This is a genomic window from Streptomyces sp. NPDC045998, assembly GCF_056430285.1.
The window spans coordinates 352,813-372,793 of the sequence record NZ_JBWKLJ010000008.1 but is presented as its reverse complement, the minus strand read 5'-3'; the positions used below and the strand labels follow the sequence as shown (position 1 = coordinate 372,793).

Annotated in this window: 20 protein-coding genes; 17 read left to right on the top strand and 3 right to left on the bottom strand. The window is 72.7% G+C overall.

Going from position 1 to position 19,981, the window contains the following annotated elements:
- Positions 1–266: 266 nt before the first annotated feature.
- The 12 genes from AC07FJ_RS24975 to AC07FJ_RS24920 all read left to right on the top strand — a co-directional run bounded on the left by AC07FJ_RS24975 (position 267) and on the right by AC07FJ_RS24920 (position 13,754).
- The gene (locus AC07FJ_RS24975) at positions 267–1,931 is read left to right on the top strand and encodes a CTP synthase (RefSeq protein ID WP_479051508.1); all 1,665 of its coding nucleotides are present in this window, start codon (positions 267–269) and stop codon (positions 1,929–1,931) included.
- A gap of 85 nt (positions 1,932–2,016) precedes the next feature.
- A complete protein-coding gene (locus tag AC07FJ_RS24970; RefSeq protein WP_479051507.1) occupies positions 2,017–2,640 on the top strand; it encodes an NUDIX domain-containing protein in 624 nt (207 codons plus the stop codon).
- Positions 2,641–2,809: 169 nt separating this feature from the next.
- Positions 2,810–4,843 carry a tetratricopeptide repeat protein gene (locus tag AC07FJ_RS24965; protein ID WP_479051506.1) on the top strand — a complete coding sequence of 678 codons (2,034 nt, stop codon included), beginning with the start codon at positions 2,810–2,812 and terminating at the stop codon, positions 4,841–4,843.
- 143 nt (positions 4,844–4,986) lie between these two features.
- A complete protein-coding gene (gene ald, locus AC07FJ_RS24960; protein ID WP_355357283.1) occupies positions 4,987–6,102 on the top strand; it encodes an alanine dehydrogenase in 1,116 nt (371 codons plus the stop codon).
- A gap of 479 nt (positions 6,103–6,581) precedes the next feature.
- Complete coding sequence (locus AC07FJ_RS24955; protein ID WP_355357000.1) at positions 6,582–7,607, top strand: ParA family protein; 1,026 nt, start codon at positions 6,582–6,584, stop codon at positions 7,605–7,607.
- Positions 7,592–8,134, top strand: coding sequence for a hypothetical protein (locus tag AC07FJ_RS24950; protein WP_479051505.1), 543 nt, complete (start codon positions 7,592–7,594; stop codon positions 8,132–8,134). The genes AC07FJ_RS24955 and AC07FJ_RS24950 overlap by 16 nt, the downstream gene beginning before the upstream one ends.
- An 86-nt stretch (positions 8,135–8,220) precedes the next feature.
- The gene (locus AC07FJ_RS24945; RefSeq protein WP_479051504.1) at positions 8,221–9,240 is read left to right on the top strand and encodes a segregation and condensation protein A; all 1,020 of its coding nucleotides are present in this window, start codon (positions 8,221–8,223) and stop codon (positions 9,238–9,240) included.
- Positions 9,240–9,821 (top strand): SMC-Scp complex subunit ScpB, encoded by a 582-nt coding sequence (gene scpB / locus AC07FJ_RS24940; protein WP_479051503.1) that lies wholly within the window; start codon positions 9,240–9,242, stop codon positions 9,819–9,821. Before AC07FJ_RS24945 ends, scpB begins: the two co-directional genes overlap by 1 nt.
- Positions 9,821–10,933, top strand: a complete 1,113-nt coding sequence (locus AC07FJ_RS24935; RefSeq protein ID WP_361421757.1) for a pseudouridine synthase — start codon at positions 9,821–9,823, stop codon at positions 10,931–10,933. The genes scpB and AC07FJ_RS24935 overlap by 1 nt, the downstream gene beginning before the upstream one ends.
- Positions 10,934–11,141: 208 nt before the next feature.
- Positions 11,142–11,927 (top strand): NUDIX hydrolase, encoded by a 786-nt coding sequence (locus AC07FJ_RS24930; RefSeq protein ID WP_479051502.1) that lies wholly within the window; start codon positions 11,142–11,144, stop codon positions 11,925–11,927.
- Positions 11,924–12,961 carry an ADP-ribosylglycohydrolase family protein gene (locus AC07FJ_RS24925; protein ID WP_479051501.1) on the top strand — a complete coding sequence of 346 codons (1,038 nt, stop codon included), beginning with the start codon at positions 11,924–11,926 and terminating at the stop codon, positions 12,959–12,961. The genes AC07FJ_RS24930 and AC07FJ_RS24925 overlap by 4 nt, the downstream gene beginning before the upstream one ends.
- Before the next feature lie 4 nt (positions 12,962–12,965).
- The gene (locus AC07FJ_RS24920; protein WP_479051500.1) at positions 12,966–13,754 is read left to right on the top strand and encodes a nucleotidyltransferase domain-containing protein; all 789 of its coding nucleotides are present in this window, start codon (positions 12,966–12,968) and stop codon (positions 13,752–13,754) included.
- On the opposite strand, the gene AC07FJ_RS24915 is transcribed toward AC07FJ_RS24920, so the two are convergent.
- The 3 genes from AC07FJ_RS24915 to AC07FJ_RS24905 all read right to left on the bottom strand — a co-directional run bounded on the left by AC07FJ_RS24915 (position 13,653) and on the right by AC07FJ_RS24905 (position 15,257).
- Positions 13,653–14,441: a nucleotidyltransferase domain-containing protein gene (locus AC07FJ_RS24915; protein ID WP_479051499.1), complete on the bottom strand. Its 789-nt coding sequence runs from the start codon at positions 14,439–14,441 to the stop codon at positions 13,653–13,655. The two genes, AC07FJ_RS24920 and AC07FJ_RS24915, sit on opposite strands and share 102 nt — an antisense overlap.
- 8 nt (positions 14,442–14,449) lie before the next feature.
- Entirely contained in the window at positions 14,450–14,869 is a 420-nt protein-coding gene (locus tag AC07FJ_RS24910; RefSeq protein WP_479051498.1) for a Rieske (2Fe-2S) protein, read from the bottom strand.
- Positions 14,870–14,933: 64 nt separating this feature from the next.
- Positions 14,934–15,257 carry a DUF952 domain-containing protein gene (locus AC07FJ_RS24905; RefSeq protein WP_479051497.1) on the bottom strand — a complete coding sequence of 108 codons (324 nt, stop codon included), beginning with the start codon at positions 15,255–15,257 and terminating at the stop codon, positions 14,934–14,936.
- 72 nt (positions 15,258–15,329) lie between these two features.
- On the opposite strand from AC07FJ_RS24905, the gene aroH reads away from it, so the two are divergent.
- From aroH to der, 5 genes are all read left to right on the top strand, one after another.
- The gene (gene aroH / locus AC07FJ_RS24900) at positions 15,330–15,692 is read left to right on the top strand and encodes a chorismate mutase (RefSeq protein ID WP_468297745.1); all 363 of its coding nucleotides are present in this window, start codon (positions 15,330–15,332) and stop codon (positions 15,690–15,692) included.
- Positions 15,689–16,774, top strand: coding sequence for a prephenate dehydrogenase (locus AC07FJ_RS24895; protein WP_479051496.1), 1,086 nt, complete (start codon positions 15,689–15,691; stop codon positions 16,772–16,774). The genes aroH and AC07FJ_RS24895 overlap by 4 nt, the downstream gene beginning before the upstream one ends.
- Before the next feature lie 262 nt (positions 16,775–17,036).
- Entirely contained in the window at positions 17,037–17,699 is a 663-nt protein-coding gene (gene cmk / locus AC07FJ_RS24890; RefSeq protein ID WP_361422460.1) for a (d)CMP kinase, read from the top strand.
- Positions 17,657–18,337, top strand: a complete 681-nt coding sequence (locus AC07FJ_RS24885) for a lysophospholipid acyltransferase family protein (protein WP_479051495.1) — start codon at positions 17,657–17,659, stop codon at positions 18,335–18,337. Before cmk ends, AC07FJ_RS24885 begins: the two co-directional genes overlap by 43 nt.
- Before the next feature lie 60 nt (positions 18,338–18,397).
- Positions 18,398–19,846: a ribosome biogenesis GTPase Der gene (gene der, locus AC07FJ_RS24880; RefSeq protein ID WP_355357025.1), complete on the top strand. Its 1,449-nt coding sequence runs from the start codon at positions 18,398–18,400 to the stop codon at positions 19,844–19,846.
- The last annotated feature ends 135 nt before the right edge of the window (positions 19,847–19,981 follow it).

The following is a 19,981-nucleotide window of genomic DNA, read 5'->3' as shown; positions in this document are numbered from 1 at the left end:
CTTGAGCCGATCGGGTGCCCGACGGGTGGCTGACGGGTGCCCACTCTCGTGCCCGTCGCACGCCGTGCCAATCCAGGCGCCGCGCGTGGCCGGGAGCGGTCTCCCCCTGGCGCTGATACCCTGGTAGCCCGTGGACCGGTGGGCGCCGCACAACGAATCGGCGGCCCCCGAACCGCAGCGACGGCACCCCCGGAACTCCTCGGAGCACTCCGGACCGGACGCCGGTACGCACCTCCAACCGCGACCACGGGAGCCCCCTCTTGGCCATGCCGCCCAAAACAACGACGACCAAGCACATCTTCGTCACCGGGGGTGTCGCGTCCTCCCTCGGCAAGGGGCTGACCGCCTCCAGCCTGGGTGCGCTGCTCAAGGCGCGGGGCCTGCGGGTCACGATGCAGAAGCTCGACCCGTACCTGAACGTCGACCCCGGCACCATGAACCCGTTCCAGCACGGTGAGGTGTTCGTCACCAACGACGGCGCCGAGACCGACCTGGACATCGGCCACTACGAGCGCTTCCTCGACGTCGACCTCGACGGCTCGGCCAACGTCACCACCGGCCAGGTCTACTCCACGGTCATCGCCAAGGAGCGCCGCGGCGAGTACCTCGGCGACACCGTCCAGGTCATCCCGCACATCACCAACGAGATCAAGCACCGCATCCGCCGCATGGCGACGGACGACGTCGACGTCGTGATCACGGAGGTCGGCGGCACGGTCGGCGACATCGAGTCGCTGCCGTTCCTGGAGACCGTCCGCCAGGTCCGCCACGAGGTCGGCCGGGACAACGTCTTCGTCGTGCACATCTCGCTGCTGCCCTACATCGGCCCCTCCGGCGAGCTGAAGACCAAGCCGACCCAGCACTCGGTCGCCGCCCTGCGCAACATCGGCATCCAGCCGGACGCGATCGTGCTGCGCGCCGACCGCGACGTGCCGACCGCGATCAAGCGCAAGATCTCGCTGATGTGCGACGTCGACGAGGCGGCCGTGGTCGCGGCCATCGACGCCAAGTCGATCTACGACATCCCGAAGGTGCTGCACACCGAGGGCCTCGACGCGTACGTCGTGCGCAAGCTGGACCTGCCCTTCCGGGACGTCGACTGGACGACGTGGGACGACCTGCTGGACCGCGTCCACAACCCCGACCACGAGGTCACGGTCGCGCTCGTCGGCAAGTACATCGACCTGCCCGACGCGTACCTCTCGGTGACCGAGGCGATGCGCGCCGGCGGCTTCGCGAACAAGGCCCGCGTCAAGGTCAAGTGGGTCACCTCCGACGACTGCAAGACCCAGGCGGGCGCCGCCAAGCAGCTCGGCGACGTCGACGCGATCGTCATCCCCGGCGGCTTCGGCGAGCGCGGCGTCAACGGCAAGGTCGGCGCCATCCAGTACGCCCGCGAGAACAGGATCCCGCTGCTCGGCCTGTGCCTGGGCCTGCAGTGCATCGTGGTCGAGGCCGCGCGCAACCTCGCCGGCATCGCGGACGCCAACTCCACCGAGTTCGACCCCGCCACCTCGCACCCCGTCATCTCGACGATGGAGGAGCAGCTGGCGTACGTCGAGGGCGCCGGCGACCTGGGCGGCACCATGCGCCTGGGCCTGTACCCGGCGAAGCTCGCCGAGGGCTCCATCGTCCGCGAGGTCTACGGCGACCAGCCGTACGTCGACGAGCGCCACCGCCACCGCTACGAGGTGAACAACGCCTACCGCGCGGAGCTGGAGAAGAAGGCGGGCATCGTCTTCTCCGGCACCTCCCCGGACAACAAGCTCGTCGAGTACGTGGAGTACCCCCGCGAGGTGCACCCCTACCTGGTCGCCACCCAGGCGCACCCGGAGCTGCGCTCGCGCCCCACGCGCCCGCACCCGCTCTTCGCGGGCCTGGTGAAGGCGGCCGTCGAGCGGCAGCAGGCGGAGCGGAAGACGGGCAAGTAGCCCGCTAGAGATACGGTTGACCGGGGTACGGGCCTGATCAGGGCGCGTGCCCCGGTTTTCTTGTGTACGAGGGAGGACGTCTTTCATGACCATCAAGGACACACCCGAGGAGTGGCGGGTCACCGCGACCGAGGTGCCGTTCCGGGGCAACAAGACGAGTGTCCGCACCGACGACGTGGTCATGCCGGACGGGTCCGTCGTACGCCGGGACTACCAGGTCCACCCCGGCTCGGTGGCCGTCCTCGCGCTCGACGACGAGGACCGGGTCCTCGTCCTGCGCCAGTACCGCCACCCGGTGCGGCACAAGCTGTGGGAGATCCCGGCCGGTCTGCTGGACGTCCCCGGCGAGAACCCGCTGAACGCGGCGGTGCGCGAGCTGTATGAGGAGGCGCACGTCAAGGCCGACCGGTGGAACGTCCTCACCGACGTCTACACCACGCCCGGCGGCTGCGACGAAGCCGTACGGATCTTCCTGGCGCGGGGTCTGTCGGCGGCGGAGGGCGAGCGCTTCGAGGTCGCCGAGGAGGAGGCCGACATGGAGCTCGCGCGGGTGCCGCTCGACGAGCTGGCCCGCGGCGTGCTCGCCGGCGACCTGCACAACACCTGCCTGGTGGTGGGCGTCCTCTCCCTGCTGGCGGCCCGGGCGGGCGACGGCCTCGACGCCCTGCGCCCGGCGGACGCCCCCTGGCCGGCCAGGCCGTTCTCATAGAGGCTCGGTTCACTCGCCACAGGTCCCGCAGTGTGACGATCTGCTGATCCGAAAGAGGGACCTGTCCGCCCCGCTCCGCAGGGGAGGCCCACCCGGCTGAACTACGCTCGGATCACCCGTCGGAGACCCGGCGGGACAGCACGTGGCGCAGTGGACGGGAGCGTGACCCGTGGCGGAGCAGGCGGTGGACTTCGACGAGGGCGCTGAGCCGGAGAGCGGCCGGTTCTTCGGCCGCCAGCGCGAGTTGAAGGCACTGCGGGCCGACATCGAGAACGCCGGGCTCGACACCATCGCCGGGCGCACCACGCCCCGTCCCCGGGTGCTGCTCATCGCCGGGCGGCCGGGCAGCGGGCGCACCGCGCTCGCCGGTGAGCTCGTGCGCGGGCTCCTCGCGGAGGGCGCGTACGAGGACGGGGTGCTGCGGGCCCGGCTGACCGAGCCCGGCGGCGCGCCCATCCCCACCGAGCGGACCGCCCGGGACCTCCTCACCGACCTCGGCATCGACGCGCCCGCCGGGGCCGACGAGGACGAGCTGAGCCAGCTGCTGCGCGGCGCCCTCGCCCGGCGGCGCATGGTGATCCTGCTCGACGACGCCACCGACGCCGGGCAGGTCGCCCCGCTGCTGCCGGACACCTCCGCGTGCCTGGTGGTCGCCGTCGCCCAGGGGCCGCTCACCGGGCTGCCCGGCGTACGGCCCTGCACGCTGGGCGGGCTGGACGCCAAGTCGTCCATCGAGCTCCTCAACCGGTTCACCGGCTCCGTACGCATCACCGTCGACCCGCAGGCCGCCGAGACGCTCACCGAGCTGTGCGGCGGGCAGCCCGCCGCGCTCGTGCTGGCCGGCGGCTGGCTCGCCGCCCGCCCCATGTCGTCCGTCGCCGACCTCGCCAAACGGCTGCGGTCCCTGCCCGACGACCCCGGCCGGCCCGCCGCCGCGCGCCCGCTCGCCCGCGCCTTCCGCCTCGCCTACGAGGCCCTGCCGCCGCCCGCCGCCCGGTTGCTGCGGCTCCTCGCCCTCGCGCCGCTGGGCCTCGCCGACGCCCAGACCGCCTCCGCGCTGGCCGGCTGCTCGGTGTCGGCCGCCCGCTCCACGCTGGAGGGCTTCGTCGCCTTCGGGCTCGTACGGGACGGGGAGCGGGGCGGCCAGTACGAGGTCCCGGGCTGCCTGGTGCCGCTGCTGAGGGAGCTGCTGGAGAGCGAGGACCGGCCCGCCGAGGTGCAGCTGGCGCGGGCGCGGATGCTGGAACGGACCGTGCGGCTGCTCCAGTCGTGCCGGGCGGTCACCGAGCCCGAGGGCTCGGCCGCGCGGCGCCGGCTCGCCGGGCTGCCGCGCGCCCTGCGCTTTCCCAGTGTGGGCACCGCCAGCCAGTGGCTGCGCACCCGGCAGCCCGCGCTGCTGGCCTCCGCCCGGCTCGCGGTCGCCGACGGGGAGCTCGACACCCTGGCCCGCCGGCTGATCGCCGCGCTCGTCCGGGCGCTCACCGCGCACCGGGGCCCCGAGACGGCGGCGCCCGAGCTGTACGGGCTGCACCAGCTGGTGCTCGACGTCGCCGAGCGGCGCGGCCTGCACCGCGAGCGGGCAGCGGCCCTGCTGAACCTCGCCGATCTGGACGCCGCCACCGGGAGGACCCAGGACGCTTTGATGCGGTATCGCGCAGCTCTGGACGCCGGACGCGATGCAAATGACCCGTACGCGACCGGTCGCGCGATGGAATCCGTAGGTGGCGCGTACCAGGAGCTGGGGGACTGGCAGCGGGCCGCCGACTGGTACGGGCGGGCCCTCTCCCAGCGCCTCGCCCGTGACGAGCGCGCCGACCAGGCCCGGCTGTACGGCAGGCTCGGCGCCGTACACACCTATGCCGGGCGGTACGGCGAGGCGCTGCGCAGCTGGCGGGCGGCCGCGGCCGGATACCGCCGCCTCGGCGATCTCCCGGGCCACGCGCGGGCGTTGAGCGAAATCGCCCGGGTCCAGGAGTACGCGGGCCGGCCGCACGAGTCGCTGCGCACCTGCGAGGAGGCGATCGAGTGGGCCCGGCGCGCCGACGACATGCGGCTTCTCGCCGCGCTCCAGCTGCGGCTCGCCGACACGCTCGACCGGCTCGGCGATCCGGCGGCGGCCCGGCTGCACCGCGCGACCGCGGAGCGCATGCTGGGAAGCGAAAGCTCCGCCTACGAAATCCGCAGTGCTTCAGCCAAAGATTAGGTCTTTGCAAGGCTAGACAACGGGAAGTCCTTCAATAGACTGGGTGAGCCGCGATTGACCGCGGTCTATCCCGATGCGTCCACTGCATCCGGGTATGTATTGCATTGCCCCCAGTACCCCCCGAGCCAAGGACCGTGATCGACGTGAAGGTCGGCATCCCCCGCGAGGTCAAGAACAACGAGTTCCGGGTGGCCATCACCCCCGCCGGCGTGCACGAGCTCGTCCGCAACGGCCACCAGGTCTTCATCGAGCAGAACGCCGGCGTCGGCTCCTCGATCACGGACGACGAGTACGTGGCCGCCGGCGCGCAGATCCTGCCCACCGCCGACGAGGTCTGGGCCACCGCCGACCTGCTGCTCAAGGTCAAGGAGCCGATCGCGGAGGAGTACCACCGCCTCCGCAAGGACCAGACGCTCTTCACCTACCTCCACCTCGCCGCCTCCCGCGAGTGCACGGACGCGCTGCTCGCCTCCGGCACCACCGCGATCGCCTACGAGACGGTCGAGACCGCGAACCGCGCCCTTCCGCTGCTCGCCCCGATGTCCGAGGTCGCGGGCCGCCTGGCCCCGCAGGTCGGCGCCTACCACCTGATGCGCTCGGCCGGCGGCCGCGGCGTCCTGCCCGGCGGTGTCCCCGGTACGCACGCCGGCAAGGCCGTGGTCATCGGTGGCGGCGTCTCGGGCTGGAACGCCACCCAGATCGCCGTCGGCATGGGCTTCCACGTGACCCTGCTCGACCGTGACATCAACAAGCTGCGCGAGGCCGACAAGATCTTCGGCACCCAGGTGCAGACGGTCGTCTCCAACGCCTACGAGCTGGAGAAGGCCGTCGTCGAGGCCGACCTCGTCATCGGCGCCGTCCTCATCCCGGGCGCCAAGGCCCCGAAGCTGGTCACCAACGAGCTCGTCGCCAAGATGAAGCCCGGAAGTGTCCTTGTCGACATCGCGATCGACCAGGGCGGCTGCTTCGAGGACTCCCGTCCGACCACGCACGCCGAGCCGACCTTCCAGGTCCACGACTCGGTCTTCTACTGCGTCGCCAACATGCCGGGCGCCGTCCCGAACACGTCGACGTACGCGCTGACCAACGCCACGCTGCCGTACATCGTCTCGCTCGCCAACAACGGCTGGGTCGAGGCGCTGCGCCGCGACGCCTCGCTCGCCAAGGGTCTCAACACCCACGACGGCAAGGTCGTCTACAAGGAGGTCGCCGAGGCCCACGACCTGGAGTACGTGGACCCCGCCACCTTCATCGGCTGACGAGCCCGGGGCTGACGGGGACCGACCGTCAACGGTTGCCGTCATCCTCACACATCCGGCCGGACCTTGTGCGCAAGGTCCGGCCGGACGTGTGTCCGGACGCTTCCTGACCGTCGTTCAAGTCGTCTCGAACGTAACCCTTTAACCGTTTCGCACACCCGGGAAACGTGTCGATGCGTGGCCGTGCACCCTTGACAGAGGAGTGTTTCTTTGCCGACACATCGGCCCGCGTCCGGGCGATTGTGTTGCTGCGGAGCGGTGACACGCCATAGAGTCGCCAACCGTCGGCATGGTGCCACGCTGACCTATCGATAAGTCCCCTGGCCACTTCCAAGGAGGTAAGACGACTTGTGAATGAGTCGACATTTACTCCCGGAGGTGGTCAGCCAGGGTCGGTCGGCGATGCCGGTTCCGTCGCTGTCCGCCCCTTCGAGGCCGGTCAGCAGACCGGCCGGCAGCACCTGACGACAGCCCACACGATGAAGATGATGGACGGCCAACACGTGAACGCCATGGCCGGCAACGAGAGTGGCCGAGAGTCCACCCACTTCGCCGCCTACGACGAGGTGCCCGAGGGGCACTTCTACGACCCCGACGCCGAGTACGAGCCCGATCCGGAATACGCGGCCACCCTCGCCCCGGACGCTGCCCGCCAGCGCCGCGAGCGGATCGGCCCCACCGGACGGCCCCTGCCGTACTTCCCGATCCCGGGCCCGCTGACCGACCACGGCCCCGCCAAGATCATCGCGATGTGCAACCAGAAGGGCGGCGTCGGCAAGACGACGTCGACCATCAACCTGGGCGCCGCGCTCGCGGAGTACGGACGGCGGGTCCTGCTCGTCGACTTCGACCCGCAGGGCGCCCTGTCGGTCGGCCTCGGCGTCAACCCCATGGAGCTCGACCTCACCGTCTACAACCTGCTCATGGAGCGGGGCATGTCGGCGGACGAGGTGCTGCTGAAGACCGCCGTGCCCAACATGGACCTGCTGCCCAGCAATATCGATTTGTCTGCGGCGGAAGTGCAGTTGGTGAGCGAGGTCGCGCGCGAGTCCACGCTCCAGCGGGCCCTGAAGCCCCTGCTGCCGGACTACGACTACATCGTGATCGACTGTCAGCCCTCGCTCGGTCTGCTGACCGTCAACGCGCTGACGGCCGCTCACAAGGTGATAGTGCCGCTGGAGTGCGAGTTCTTCGCGCTGCGCGGGGTGGCCCTGCTGACGGAGACCATCGAGAAGGTCCAGGAGCGGCTCAACCCCGACCTGGAGCTCGACGGCATCCTCGCCACGATGTACGACTCCCGCACGGTGCACAGCCGCGAGGTGCTGGCCCGGGTCGTCGAGGCCTTCGACGACCACGTCTACCACACGGTGATCGGCCGGACCGTGCGCTTCCCGGAGACCACGGTCGCCGGTGAGCCGATCACCACGTACGCCTCGAACTCGGTCGGCGCGGCCGCCTACCGCCAGCTCGCCAGGGAGGTGCTCGCCCGGTGTCACGCCGAGTGAGTCTGCCCGGTGCCGACGAGCTGTTCCGTACGACCGGGGGCATGGCGCTGCAGGCGTCGACCCCCAGGCGCCAGGCGAGCGCGGCGAACGGCGAGCCGCGGGTGCCGGCGCCGGCGGGCGAGAGCGACCCCACGGCCGCCGTCCCCGCCCCTCCGGCGCCCGCCGAGGAGCACGCGGCCGCCGAGGCCGAGGGGGCGGCGGAGCCGCGTACCCGCGAGACCGAGCCCGCCACCGCTCCCGCGAAGCCGGCCGCCGCCGCGGCTGCGGGCGCTCCGGCGCCCCGGCGCCGCGGCCGGTCCGCGAACCGGCGGCCCAGCGGGCGCGAACGCCACGACGAGAAGATCACGGTGTACGTCTCCGCCGAGGAGCTCATGGACCTGGAGCACGCGCGCCTGGTCCTGCGCGGTGAGCACGGCCTGGCCGTCGACCGCGGCCGCATCGTCCGCGAGGCGGTCGCCGTGGTCCTGGCGGACCTGGAGTCGCGCGGCGACGCGAGCATCCTCGTACGGCGGCTGCGCGGGCGCTGACGGCGGCCCCGGCGGTAGCCTGCGCGAGCCGCCCTGGCCCGCCGGTTCCCCCGGCCGGGCCCCGCTCGCCACGCTCCTGGACCACGATGCCCCCGACCGACGACCCGCCCCGCCGCACACGCCGCCCCCTGGGCCGCGGCCCGGGGGCCTCGCCCACGCAGCCGCCCGAGGAACCGGAGCAGCCGGTACGGCCCGGGGCGCCGGAGCAGCCCGCGCCGCCGGTACGGTCGGAGCCGCCGGAGGACCCGGAGCCGCCGGTCCCGTCCGCGGAGCCCGAGGAGCCGGAGCAGCCCGCGCCGCCGGGGCCCGAGAGGGCCGGTGAGGGCGACGGGCGGTTCACCGTGCGGCTGGCGAACTTCGAGGGGCCCTTCGACCTGCTCCTGCAGCTGATCTCCAAGCACAAGCTCGACGTCACCGAGGTCGCCCTCTCCAAGGTCACCGACGAGTTCATGGCCCACATCCGCGCCATGGGCCCCGACTGGGACCTGGACCAGACCACCGAGTTCCTGGTGGTGGCCGCGACCCTGCTCGACCTCAAGGCGGCCCGCCTGCTGCCCGCCGCCGAGGTCGAGGACGAGGCGGACCTCGCGCTCCTGGAGGCGCGGGACCTGCTCTTCGCGCGGCTGCTGCAGTACCGCGCGTACAAGCAGGTCGCGGACATCTTCAGCGAGCGGCTGGAGAGCGAGGGCCGGCGCTACCCGCGTACCGTCGGGCTGGAGCCGCACCACGCCGAGCTGCTGCCGGACGTGGTGATCAGCATCGGCGCCGAGGGGTTCGCCCGGCTCGCCGTGAAGGCCATGCAGCCCCGGGCCAAGCCCCAGGTGTACGTGGAGCACATCCACGCCCCGCTGGTCAGCGTGCGCGAGCAGGCCGAGGTGGTGGTCGCGCGGCTGCGGGAGCGCGGCGAGGCGACCTTCCGGGAGCTCGCCGAGGACGCGCCCGACACCCTCACCGTCGTCGCCCGCTTCCTCGCGCTGCTGGAGCTGTACCGGGAGAAGGCCGTCGCCCTGGAGCAGGACGACGCCCTCGGGGAGCTCACCGTGCGGTGGACGGGCGCGGACGGCGGTGTCGCCGTGACGGACGAGTTCGACCAGGAGGAGACGTGATGGAGCTGAAGCCGGCCCTGGAGGCCGTCCTCATGGTCGTCGACGAGCCGGCGACCGAGGAGCACCTCGCCAAGGTGCTGGACCGCCCCCGCCGCGAGGTCGCCGACGCGCTGCGCGAGCTGGCCGACGAGTACGACGTGCAGCGGCGCGGCTTCGAGCTGCGGCTGGTGGCGGGCGGCTGGCGCTTCTACACGCGCCCCGAGTACGCCGAGGCCGTCGAGCGCTTCGTCCTCGACGGGCAGCAGGCCCGGCTCACCCAGGCCGCCCTGGAGACCCTCGCGGTCGTCGCGTACCGCCAGCCGGTCAGCCGGTCGAGGGTCTCGGCGGTGCGCGGCGTGAACTGTGACGGGGTCATGCGCACCCTCCTCCAGCGCGGTCTGGTGGAGGAGGCGGGCGCGGAACCCGAAACAGGTGCGATCCTGTACAGGACGACGAACTACTTCCTGGAGCGGATGGGCCTGCGCGGCCTGGACGAACTCCCGGAGCTCGCGCCCTTCCTCCCCGAGGCGGACGCGGTCGAGGCGGAGAGCCGGGAAGGGCTCCCGTCGTTCGATCCAGACGACGACAAGACGGAAATTTGATGCGAAGCAGCAGCGGCAGGAACAGCAGCGGAAACAACGGCGGGAGCCGTGGTGGCAACAGCGGCGGCCGCGGCAGCAGCGGCGGCCGCGGAAATTACCGGGGCGCCGGTAACAGCCGCGACGACCGCACTCCGCGCGGGAGCAACCCGCGCAAGCCCCGCCCCGAGGAGCGCAGCTACGACGTGGGCGGCCCCTCCGAGGCCCCGAAGCGCGGACGCGGCGCGGCGGCCCGCGGGGGCGCCAAGGGCGGCCCCCGGCAGTCCCCGCAGCGCGGCGGCGGCCGCACGACCCCGGCGCGCCCGCGCGAGCTGGACGCCCGGATCGAGGAGCGCAACCGCGAGCGGTACGCGAACCGGCCCGAGATCAAGACCCCGAAGACCTTCGGGGACCAGGAGGGCGAGCGCCTGCAGAAGGTGCTGGCCCGGGCGGGCATGGGCTCGCGCCGCGCCTGCGAGGAGCTGATCGACGCGGGCCGCGTCGAGGTCAACGGCAAGATCGTGATCGAGCAGGGCACGCGCGTCGACCCCGAGAAGGACGAGATCAAGGTCGACGGCCTGACCGTGGCGACCCAGTCGTACCTCTTCTTCGCCCTCAACAAGCCCGCGGGTGTGGTCTCGACCATGGAGGACCCGGACGGGCGCCAGTGCCTCGGCGACTACGTCACCAACCGCGAGACGCGCCTCTTCCACGTCGGGCGGCTCGACACCGAGACCGAGGGCATCATCCTGCTCACCAACCACGGCGAGCTGGCCCACCGCCTCACGCACCCGAAGTACGGCGTGCAGAAGACCTACCTGGCCGCGATCACCGGCCCGCTTCCGCGCGAGGTCGGCAAGCGCCTCAAGGAGGGCATCCAGCTGGAGGACGGGTACGCCCGCGCCGACCACTTCCGGGTCGTCGAGCAGACCGGCAAGAACTACCTCGTCGAGGTCACCCTCCACGAGGGCCGCAAGCACATCGTGCGCCGCATGCTCTCCGAGGCGGGCTTCCCGGTCGACAAGCTCGTCCGGACCGCGTTCGGCCCGATCCAGCTGGGCGACCAGAAGTCGGGCTGGCTGCGGCGCCTGACGAACACCGAGGTCGGCATGCTGATGAAGGAAGTCGGCCTGTAACCGCACGTTCCCGTACGAAAGCCCGCGTCTCCCCGAGGAGCGCGGGCTTTCGCGCTTGTGGGACGTACCCTCCCGCCTTTATAGTCATAGTGACTCTTAAGGAGGCGGCGTTGCGACTCCCCATCACCCCTGCCGCGCACGGGCGGCGAACCTGGACCCACGGGGGTGGCCCGGGCTCCGACACCCGCGCGGCCGGGGTGGTGCGGGTATGAGCACGCCGAAGGCGCCGAAGGCACCGGCGCCGAAGGGGCCGAAGGCACCGAAGGCGGAGCGTCCCGAGGGCTACGACCCGCACGCCTTCGAACCCTTCGCCGTCACCGTGGACCTCGCCGTCCTCACCGTCCGCGAGGAGCGGCTGCAGGTCCTGCTCGTACGGCGGGGGCAAGAGCCGTACAAGGACTGCTGGGCCCTGCCCGGCGGCTTCGTCCTGCCCCGCGAGTCCGCCGAACAGGCCGCGCGGCGCGAGCTGGCCGAGGAGACCGGAATCTCCGGCGCCACCGCCGCCGGCCTCCACCTGGAGCAGCTGCGCACCTACAGCGACCCGGACCGCGACCCGAGGATGCGGGTCGTCTCCGTCGCGTACACCGCCCTCGTACCGGACCTGCCGGAGCCCCGGGGCGGCGGCGACGCGGCGCACGCGCAGTGGCTGCCGTACGGCTCGTACGGGCCCCTCGCCTTCGACCACGACACGATCCTCGCCGACGCGCGCGAGCGCGTGGGCGCCAAGCTCGAATACACCTGCCTCGCCACCGCCTTCTGCCCGCCCGCGTTCACGCTCGGCGAGCTGCGCCAGGTGTACGAGACGGTGTGGGGCGTCGAGCTCGACCGCCCCAACTTCCGGCGCAAGGTCCTCGCCACGCCCGGCTTCGTCGAGGCCGTGGAGGGGCCGCCGCGCCTGACCGGCGGACGGGGGAAACCGGCCGCCCTGTACCGGGCGGGCGGGGCCACGGCCCTGCACCCGCCACTGCTGCGACCGGAGGGACGGCAGGCATGACGGCTGGAACGACCACCGCCAGGACCACCACCATCAAGCGGGCGGCCACCGGCTCGCTCATCGGGCTGGCGCTCGGTGACGCGCTGGGCTTCCCGACCGAGTTCAACGACGTCCCGTCCATCCTCGCGAAGTGCGGCCCCTGGCGGGAGATGGAGCTGCCCCGGCCCGCCTTCGTCACGGACGACACCCAGATGACGCTGGCGCTGGCGCGGGGCATCCGCACCGCGATGGACCGCGGGCCGTTCACCCCGCAGCGGCTGACCCAGCCCGTGCGGGACGAGTTCGTCGCCTGGTACCACTCGCCGGAGAACAACCGGGCCCCCGGCCGTACGTGCCTGGTGGCCTGCGGCAGGCTCGACAGCGGCCTGCCCTGGCAGCAGGCCAGCCAGATCGGCTCCAAGGGCTGCGGCGCCAACATGCGGGTCGCGCCCCTCGGACTCGTACCCCGGCTGGACGCGGAACAGCGCGCCGGCGCCGCGCAGCTCCAGGCCGCCCTCACGCACGGGCACCCGACCGCGCTCGCCGCCTCGGACCTCACCGCGCGGGCGGTGTACCTGCTGTCGCACGGCGCGGACCCGGCCGGCCTGGTCGGGCAGCTGCTCGCGTACGCGCACGAGAACCGCTCCCGCTACCACGCCAAGTGGCTCGGCGACCTGTGGACGTACTCCCACGACGCCACGCCGCAGGCGTTCATCGAGCGCGGCTGGGACGAGTGCGTCGCCGCCCTCACCACCCTGGAGTCCGCCCTGCGCACCGCCGACCCGGAGGCCGACCCGTGCCTCCTGACGGGCGACGGCTGGATCGCCGAGGAGGCCCTCGCCACGGGCCTGCTGTGCTTCCTGCTGTTCCCGGAGGAGCCGCTCACGGCCCTGCGCCGGGCGGCCTGCACCAAGGGCGACTCCGACTCGATCGCGTGCCTCGCGGGCGCCTTCGCCGGGGCCCACCTGGGGGCCGGGGCGTGGCCGAGGGAGTGGGCGGACCGGATCGAGTACGGGAGCGAGCTGTCGACGCTGGGGGCGCTCTGGGACGCTTGAGCGCATGACCCACCTCGTTGACCTGCCCGACCTGGCCTCTGTCGTCGCCGAGCAGCCCGATCCGCTGCTCTTCGCGACCGTCTCCGGTGCCCACCTGTACGGCTTCCCGTCCCGCGACTCGGACGTGGACCTGCGCGGGGTGCACCTGCTGCCGGTCGACGCGGTGATCGGGCTGCGCGAGCCCGAGGAGACCCGGTCCCGGATGTGGGAGCGGGACGGCGTGGAGATGGACCTGGTCACGCACGACCTGCGCAAGTTCGTCCGGCTCATGCTGCGGCGCAACGGCTACGTACTGGAGCAGCTGCTGTCCCCGTTGGTGGCCCACACCTCGGACGCGCACGCCGAGCTGGCCGAGCTCGCGCCGGGTGTGCTCACCACCCACCACGCGCACCACTACCGTGGGTTCGCGGCCACCCAGTGGCGGCTGTTCGAGAAGAGCGGGGAGCTCAAGCCGATGCTGTACACCTTCCGGGTGCTGCTGACCGGCATCCATCTGATGCGCACGGCTGAGGTGGTGGCCCACCTGCCGACGCTGCTCGGGTCGGTACCGGCGCCGGAGTACGTGGCCGAGCTGATCGCCGCCAAGTCCGACGCCGAGCACGGACCGGCCACCGGCGTGGACACCGAGCGGGTGCGCGCGGACGTGGAGGGACTGCACGCCGTGCTGGACGAGGCGCAGGCGGCGTCGGCGCTACCGGACGCGCCCGCCTCCGGCGCGTACGACGCCCTCCACGACTTCGTCGTACGGGTGCGCCTGGAGCGTCTCCAGCCCCGGGTGGGCCTGGAGGGCTGAGGCCCGGCGGGTGCGGTAGAGGAAGTCCTCCACCGCCCGGTGGTCCGGCTCCGCCGGGAGCGGGGAGCGCACGGCCGCCTCGTCCGCCTCCGCCGCCAGGCGGGCCATCCACGCCTCGGCCTCCGGCCACGGCACCTCGCCGCCCTTGACCGCCAGCAGGCGCTCGCGGGCGTCGCCGACGTCGAGGACCAGCTCGCCCGTGCGCAGCAGGTCCCGGCAGCTCATCAGGAGCCGCAGCAGGTGCATGGCGTGCTTCCAGCGCGGGGCCCCGTGCCGGCGGACGTCCGCGTCGAGCTTCTTGCGCTGGCCCACCGCGTACCGGACGAACGTCTGGTGGGCCTGGCGGGAGAGGAACGCGCGGCGCAGCGAGAGCAGCTCGCGGCCGGTGTCGTCGACGTACTCGACGAGCGGGGAGTGCAGGCACTCCAGGATGTTCGGGTTGGCGCGCAGCGCGAGCTCGCAGAAGCGCTCCAGCTCCCAGCTGAACTGCTCCTCCGCCGGGCCCTCTATGTGCCTCGGCGGCTTGGCGAAGCGCCACTGGAGCGCCGTGGGTGCGAGGAACACACCACGACGGTCGGTGTCGCTGCCGTCCGTGGCCAGCCCGAAGGCGCGCGACCCCATGACGCACGAGTAGACGGTGTGGTCGCGCACCAGGTCTTCGGCGGTCAGTGGCATCGGCGGTGTCATGACCGCGATCATCCCAGGCGGATGGCGCCCTCCGACACCGAGATCTCCCTGGCCGGGAGCGGCCTGGTGGCCGGACCCGTCACGACCGACGCGTCCTCGACGCGGAACGTGCTGCCGTGGCAGGGGCAGCGGATGACGCCGTTCGCGACCGAGCCCACCGTGCAGCGCTGGTGTGTGCAGATCGCCGAGAAGGCCTTGAACTCGCCCTCGCTGGGCTGGGTCACGACGACCTGCCGGTCGGCGAAGATCCGGCCGCCGCCGACGGGGATGTCCGCGGTCATCGCGAGCTCCTCACCGGCCGGTGACCCCCCGTCCGTGGGGCCGTCACCCCCCTCGCCCCCGCCGCCGCAGGCGGTGAGCAGCGCGGCGGCACCCGAGGCTGCCAGGACGGTACGGCGGGGCGTGGTGGCCGGGTTCGCTGTGTTCATGCGCCGCATCCTGACGCCCCGGCCGCACCGCGCGAAGGAGCCGCGCGGTCGCCCGGGCCGCCGGTTACGCCCGCGGGAGCAGCCCCGTCGCCGTGCCGTCCGCCTCCCGGCGTACCTCCAGGACCCCGGTCACGGCGGCGCGGTCGACCGGCCCGTACACATGCGGGAACCCGCCCTCCCAGCGGACCTCCGACGACAGCCGCTCCTCGTCGATCCGCAGCACCAGCAGCGTGCCGGGCGCGTCCCGGTAGTGGGCGTCGGCGATGGCGAGCGCGGCCGCCTCGTCGGGCGAGCAGTGTACGAAGCCCTCGGCGGCGAGTGAGCCGGGCGCGTACGGGCCCTCCGGATCGGCGGACCACTGGGCGAGGGGGACGACGTGAAAGAGCATGCGGACAGTTCTAACCCACCGTGCCTGACTAGGCTGATCACAGCAGCACCCAAGCCGACGAAGGAGCGGGACGTGGCGGTACGAGCGGTCCGAGGGGCCGTCCAGCTGGAGCGGGACGACGCCGGGCACATGCGGGACCAGGTCGGCGAGCTGCTCACCGCCGTACTGGAGCGCAACAGCCTCACCACGGACGACCTGATCAGCATCTGGTTCACGGCCACGCCGGACCTGCACAGCGACTTCCCCGCCGCCGCGGTGCGCGACCTCGGCATCGTGGACGTGCCGCTCATCTGCGCGCAGGAGCTGGACGTCGACGGCGCCATGCCACGTGTCGTACGGCTGCTCGCGCACGTCGAGACCGATCTGCCCAAATCCGCCGTCGCGCACGTGTACCTCGGTGCCGCGGCCGCCCTGCGCAAGGACATCGCCCAGTGAGAACCGCACTCGTCATCGGAACCGGCCTGATCGGCACCTCGGCCGCCCTCGCGCTGACCGGGCGCGGCGTCACCGTCCACCTCGTGGACCACGATCCGGCCCGCGCGCGCACCGCCGCGGCGCGCGGCGCCGGCACCGAGGAGGCGCCCGAGGGCCCGGTCGACCTCGCGGTCGTCGCCGTACCGCCCGCGCACATCGCCGCCACGCTCGCCGACGCGATGCGCCGGGGCGTGGCCCGCGCGTACCTGGACGTGGGCAGCGTCAAGGGCGGGCCCAAGCGCGAGCTGGAGGAGATGGGCCTCGACCTGACGGCGTACATCGGTACGCACCCGATGTCCGGCAAGGAGCAGTCGGGGCCGATGGCCGCGACCGCCGACCTCTTCGAGGGCCGCCCCTGGGTGCTGACGCCCACCCGCGACACCGACACCGAGGTGCTGAACCTGGCGCTGGAGCTCGTCGCGCTGTGCCGGGCCGTGCCGGTCGTCATGGACGCGGACGCCCACGACCGGGCCGTCGCGCTCGTCTCCCACACCCCGCAGCTGGTCTCGTCGATGGTCGCCGCACGGCTGGCGGACGCCGACGAGACGGCGGTACGGCTCTGCGGGCAGGGCATCCGGGACGTGACGCGCATCGCGGCGTCCGACCCGCGCATGTGGGTGGAGATCCTCTCGGCGAACCCGGGCCCGGTCGCCGACGTCCTCGCGGGCGTCGCCGCCGACCTGGAGGAGACGGTCCAGGCCCTGCGCTCGCTCCAGTCCGCCGACGACGACAAGCGGCGCGACGGCGCGAGCGGCGTCGAGGACGTCCTGCGCCGCGGCAACGCCGGCCGCGCCCGCGTGCCGGGCAAGCACGGCGGCGGGCCGGTGGCGTACGAGACGGTGGCGGTCCTGCTCAGCGACCAGCCGGGCGAGCTGGCCCGGATCTTCGCCGACGCGGGCCGGGCGGGCGTCAACATCGAGGACGTCCGCATCGAGCACGCCACAGGCCAGCAGGCCGGCCTCATCCAGCTCATGGTCGAACCGAGCGCGGCCCCGGTCCTCGCGGCGGCCCTGCGGGAGCAGGGCTGGGCGCTGCGGCCGTAGCGACGACCCGGCGGAGGACGGAGTCCGGCGCCCGGTGCCCGGGCGGCTCCCGTACGGGGGTGGCTCCCGAGCCCGGGTGGCCCTCGTGCCGGGGGGACGCCCGTGCCCGGCGGCCCTGTGCCCGGGCGGGCGCCCGGCACGAGGGGTCCTCCGAACGGGTGCAAGGGGTTCGGCCCGCAGTCGGTAACCTTGTGCCGGGCCCCTTGGCAACCGGCCGGCCCCTCTCCCGCGTACCAGGAAGGTGTCCGACACCGTGGAAACCGTGATCGTCGCCATCGACGGGCCCTCCGGCACGGGCAAGTCGAGCACCTCCAAGGCGGTCGCCGCCAAGCTGGGGCTCAGCTACCTGGACACCGGCGCGCAGTACCGCGCGATCACCTGGTGGATGATCAGCAACGGCGTGGACACCGACGACCCCGAGGCCATCGCCTCGGCCGCCGGCAAGCCCACCATCCTCTCCGGGACCGACCCGTCCCACCCCACCATCACGGTCGACGGCGTGGACGCCTCCGGGCCCATCCGCACCCAGGAGGTCACCTCCAAGGTCAGCGCCGTCAGCGCGGTCCCCGAGGTGCGCACCCGGATCACCGAGCTCCAGCGCAGCATCGCGGCGAGCGCCGTGGAGGGCATCGTCGTCGAGGGCCGCGACATCGGCACGACCGTCCTCCCGGACGCCGACCTCAAGATCTTCCTGACCGCGTCCCCCGAGGCCCGCGCCGCCCGCCGCTCCGGCGAGCTCAAGGGCGCGGACGTCCACGCCACCCGCGAGGCGCTCATCAAGCGGGACGCGGCCGACTCCAGCCGCAAGACGTCGCCGCTCGCCAAGGCGGACGACGCGGTCGAGGTCGACACCACCGACCTCACCCTCCAGCAGGTCATCGAGTGCGTCGTCACCCTCGTCGAGGAGAAGCGAGCCGCCAAGTGACCCCGTCCGAGAAGGGCGCCGCGGTCGGCCGGGGCATCGGCATCGGCCTGATGTACGGGCTGTGGAAGCCCCGCGTCCTCGGCGCCTGGCGCGTCCCGGCCTCCGGGCCCGTGATCCTCGCCGTCAACCACGCGCACAACCTCGACGGCCCCATGCTCATGGGCACCGCGCCCCGGCCCGTGCACTTCCTGATCAAGAAGGAGGCCTTCATAGGGCCTCTGGGCCCGTTCCTGGAGGGCATCGGGCAGCTGAAGGTGGACCGCTCGGCGCCCGACCGCACCGCCATCACCGGCGCCCTGGAGGTGCTGGCGGGCGGCGGTGTGCTGGGCATCTTCCCGGAGGGCACGAGGGGCGAGGGCGACTTCGCCTCGCTGCGCGCCGGGCTGGCGTACTTCGCCGTGCGCAGCGGCGCGCCGATCGTCCCGGTCGCCGTGCTGGGAAGCACCGAGCGCCGCGGGCGGTTGATAAAGGCGCTGCCGCCGCTGCGCAGCCGCGTGGACGTCGTCTTCGGCGACGCCTTCGAGGCGGGGGAGCCCGGTGGCCGCCGCACCCGCAAGGCGCTGGACGACGCCACCGTACGCATCCAGGAGCGGCTCACCGCCCACCTGGAAAACGCCAAGCGCCTCACCGGGCGCTGAGCGAGACTTGAGTAGCGGATCACTCGATCCGCCGATGATGATGAACGAGGAACGGACTTCATGAACGACCAGCACGACCACGGGGCACTCGGCGACACCGAGTACGCGGAGTTCATGGAGCTCGCCGCCGAAGAGGGCTTCGACATCGAGGACGTCGAAGGCGCGATCGAGGAGGCCGGGCACGGCCCGCTCCCGGTCCTCGCCGTCGTCGGCCGGCCGAACGTCGGCAAGTCGACCCTCGTCAACCGCATCATCGGCCGTCGCGAGGCCGTCGTCGAGGACAAGCCCGGCGTCACCCGGGACCGCGTCACGTACGAGGCCGAGTGGGCCGGCCGCCGCTTCAAGGTCGTCGACACCGGCGGCTGGGAGCAGGACGTCCTCGGCATCGACGCCTCCGTCGCCGCCCAGGCCGAGTACGCCATCGAAGCCGCCGACGCCGTCGTCTTCGTCGTGGACGCCACCGTGGGCGCCACGGACACCGACGAGGCCGTCGTCAAGCTGCTCCGCCGGGCCGGGAAGCCCGTCGTCCTCGCCGCCAACAAGGTCGACGGCCCCTCCGCCGAGGCCGACGCCGCCATGCTGTGGTCCCTGGGCCTCGGCGAGCCGTTCCCGGTCTCCGCGCTGCACGGCCGCGGCACCGGCGACCTGCTGGACGAGGTGCTGAAGGCGCTGCCGGAGGCCCCGGAGCAGACGTTCGGCGCCGCCGTGGGCGGCCCGCGCCGCATCGCGCTCATCGGCCGTCCGAACGTCGGCAAGTCGTCCCTGCTGAACAAGCTCGCGGGCGAGGAGCGGGTCGTCGTCAACGAGATGGCCGGCACCACCCGCGACCCGGTCGACGAGCTGATCGAGCTCGGCGGCACGACGTGGAAGTTCGTCGACACCGCCGGTATCCGCAAGAAGGTCCACCTCCAGGAGGGCGCGGACTACTACGCCTCGCTGCGTACCGCCGCCGCCGTGGAGAAGGCCGAGGTGGCCGTCGTCCTGATCGACACCACCGAGTCCATCTCCGTCCAGGACCAGCGGATCATCACCATGGCCGTCGAGGCGGGCCGCGCGCTCGTCATCGCGTACAACAAGTGGGACGACCTCGACGAGGAGCGCCGCTACTACCTCGAGCGCGAGATCGAGACCGAGATGCAGCAGGTCTCCTGGGCCCCGCGCGTCAACGTCTCCGCCCGCACCGGCCGCCACATGGACCGGCTGGTCCCGGCGATCGAGACGGCGCTCGCGGGCTGGGAGACCCGCGTGCCGACCGGCAGGCTCAACGCCTTCCTCGGCGAGCTCGTCGCGGCCCACCCGCACCCGATCCGCGGCGGCAAGCAGCCCCGCATCCTCTTCGGTACGCAGGCGGGCACCAAGCCGCCCCGGTTCGTGCTCTTCGCCTCCGGCTTCCTGGAGCACGGCTACCGGCGCTTCGTCGAGCGGCGCCTGCGCGAGGAGTTCGGCTTCGAGGGCACGCCGATCCACATCTCGGTGCGGGTGCGCGAGAAGCGCGGCCGGAAGAAGTAGCGACACATAGCGGCATATGACGACGGCGGGGGGGGGGAGGGGGAGGTTGGTCCGGCCCCCCCCTCAGCCCCGGCCACACTCCACGCACTCCCCCTTGCTAAGGTGTCCGCTCCGCCAGGGAGGGGGAGGGGGAGG

Coding starts and splice junctions, on each gene's coding strand:
- AC07FJ_RS24930 (WP_479051502.1), top strand. CDS start 11,142: ATGAGCACGCCGAAGGCGCCGAAGGCACCGGCGCCGAAGGGGCCGAAG.
- AC07FJ_RS24970 (WP_479051507.1), top strand. CDS start 2,017: ATGACCATCAAGGACACACCCGAGGAGTGGCGGGTCACCGCGACCGAG.
- der (WP_355357025.1), top strand. CDS start 18,398: ATGAACGACCAGCACGACCACGGGGCACTCGGCGACACCGAGTACGCG.
- AC07FJ_RS24910 (WP_479051498.1), bottom strand. CDS start 14,869: ATGAACACAGCGAACCCGGCCACCACGCCCCGCCGTACCGTCCTGGCA.
- scpB (WP_479051503.1), top strand. CDS start 9,240: ATGGAGCTGAAGCCGGCCCTGGAGGCCGTCCTCATGGTCGTCGACGAG.
- AC07FJ_RS24915 (WP_479051499.1), bottom strand. CDS start 14,441: ATGACACCGCCGATGCCACTGACCGCCGAAGACCTGGTGCGCGACCAC.
- AC07FJ_RS24945 (WP_479051504.1), top strand. CDS start 8,221: ATGCCCCCGACCGACGACCCGCCCCGCCGCACACGCCGCCCCCTGGGC.
- AC07FJ_RS24905 (WP_479051497.1), bottom strand. CDS start 15,257: ATGCTCTTTCACGTCGTCCCCCTCGCCCAGTGGTCCGCCGATCCGGAG.
- AC07FJ_RS24975 (WP_479051508.1), top strand. CDS start 267: ATGCCGCCCAAAACAACGACGACCAAGCACATCTTCGTCACCGGGGGT.
- AC07FJ_RS24925 (WP_479051501.1), top strand. CDS start 11,924: ATGACGGCTGGAACGACCACCGCCAGGACCACCACCATCAAGCGGGCG.
- AC07FJ_RS24955 (WP_355357000.1), top strand. CDS start 6,582: ATGAAGATGATGGACGGCCAACACGTGAACGCCATGGCCGGCAACGAG.
- AC07FJ_RS24920 (WP_479051500.1), top strand. CDS start 12,966: ATGACCCACCTCGTTGACCTGCCCGACCTGGCCTCTGTCGTCGCCGAG.
- AC07FJ_RS24935 (WP_361421757.1), top strand. CDS start 9,821: ATGCGAAGCAGCAGCGGCAGGAACAGCAGCGGAAACAACGGCGGGAGC.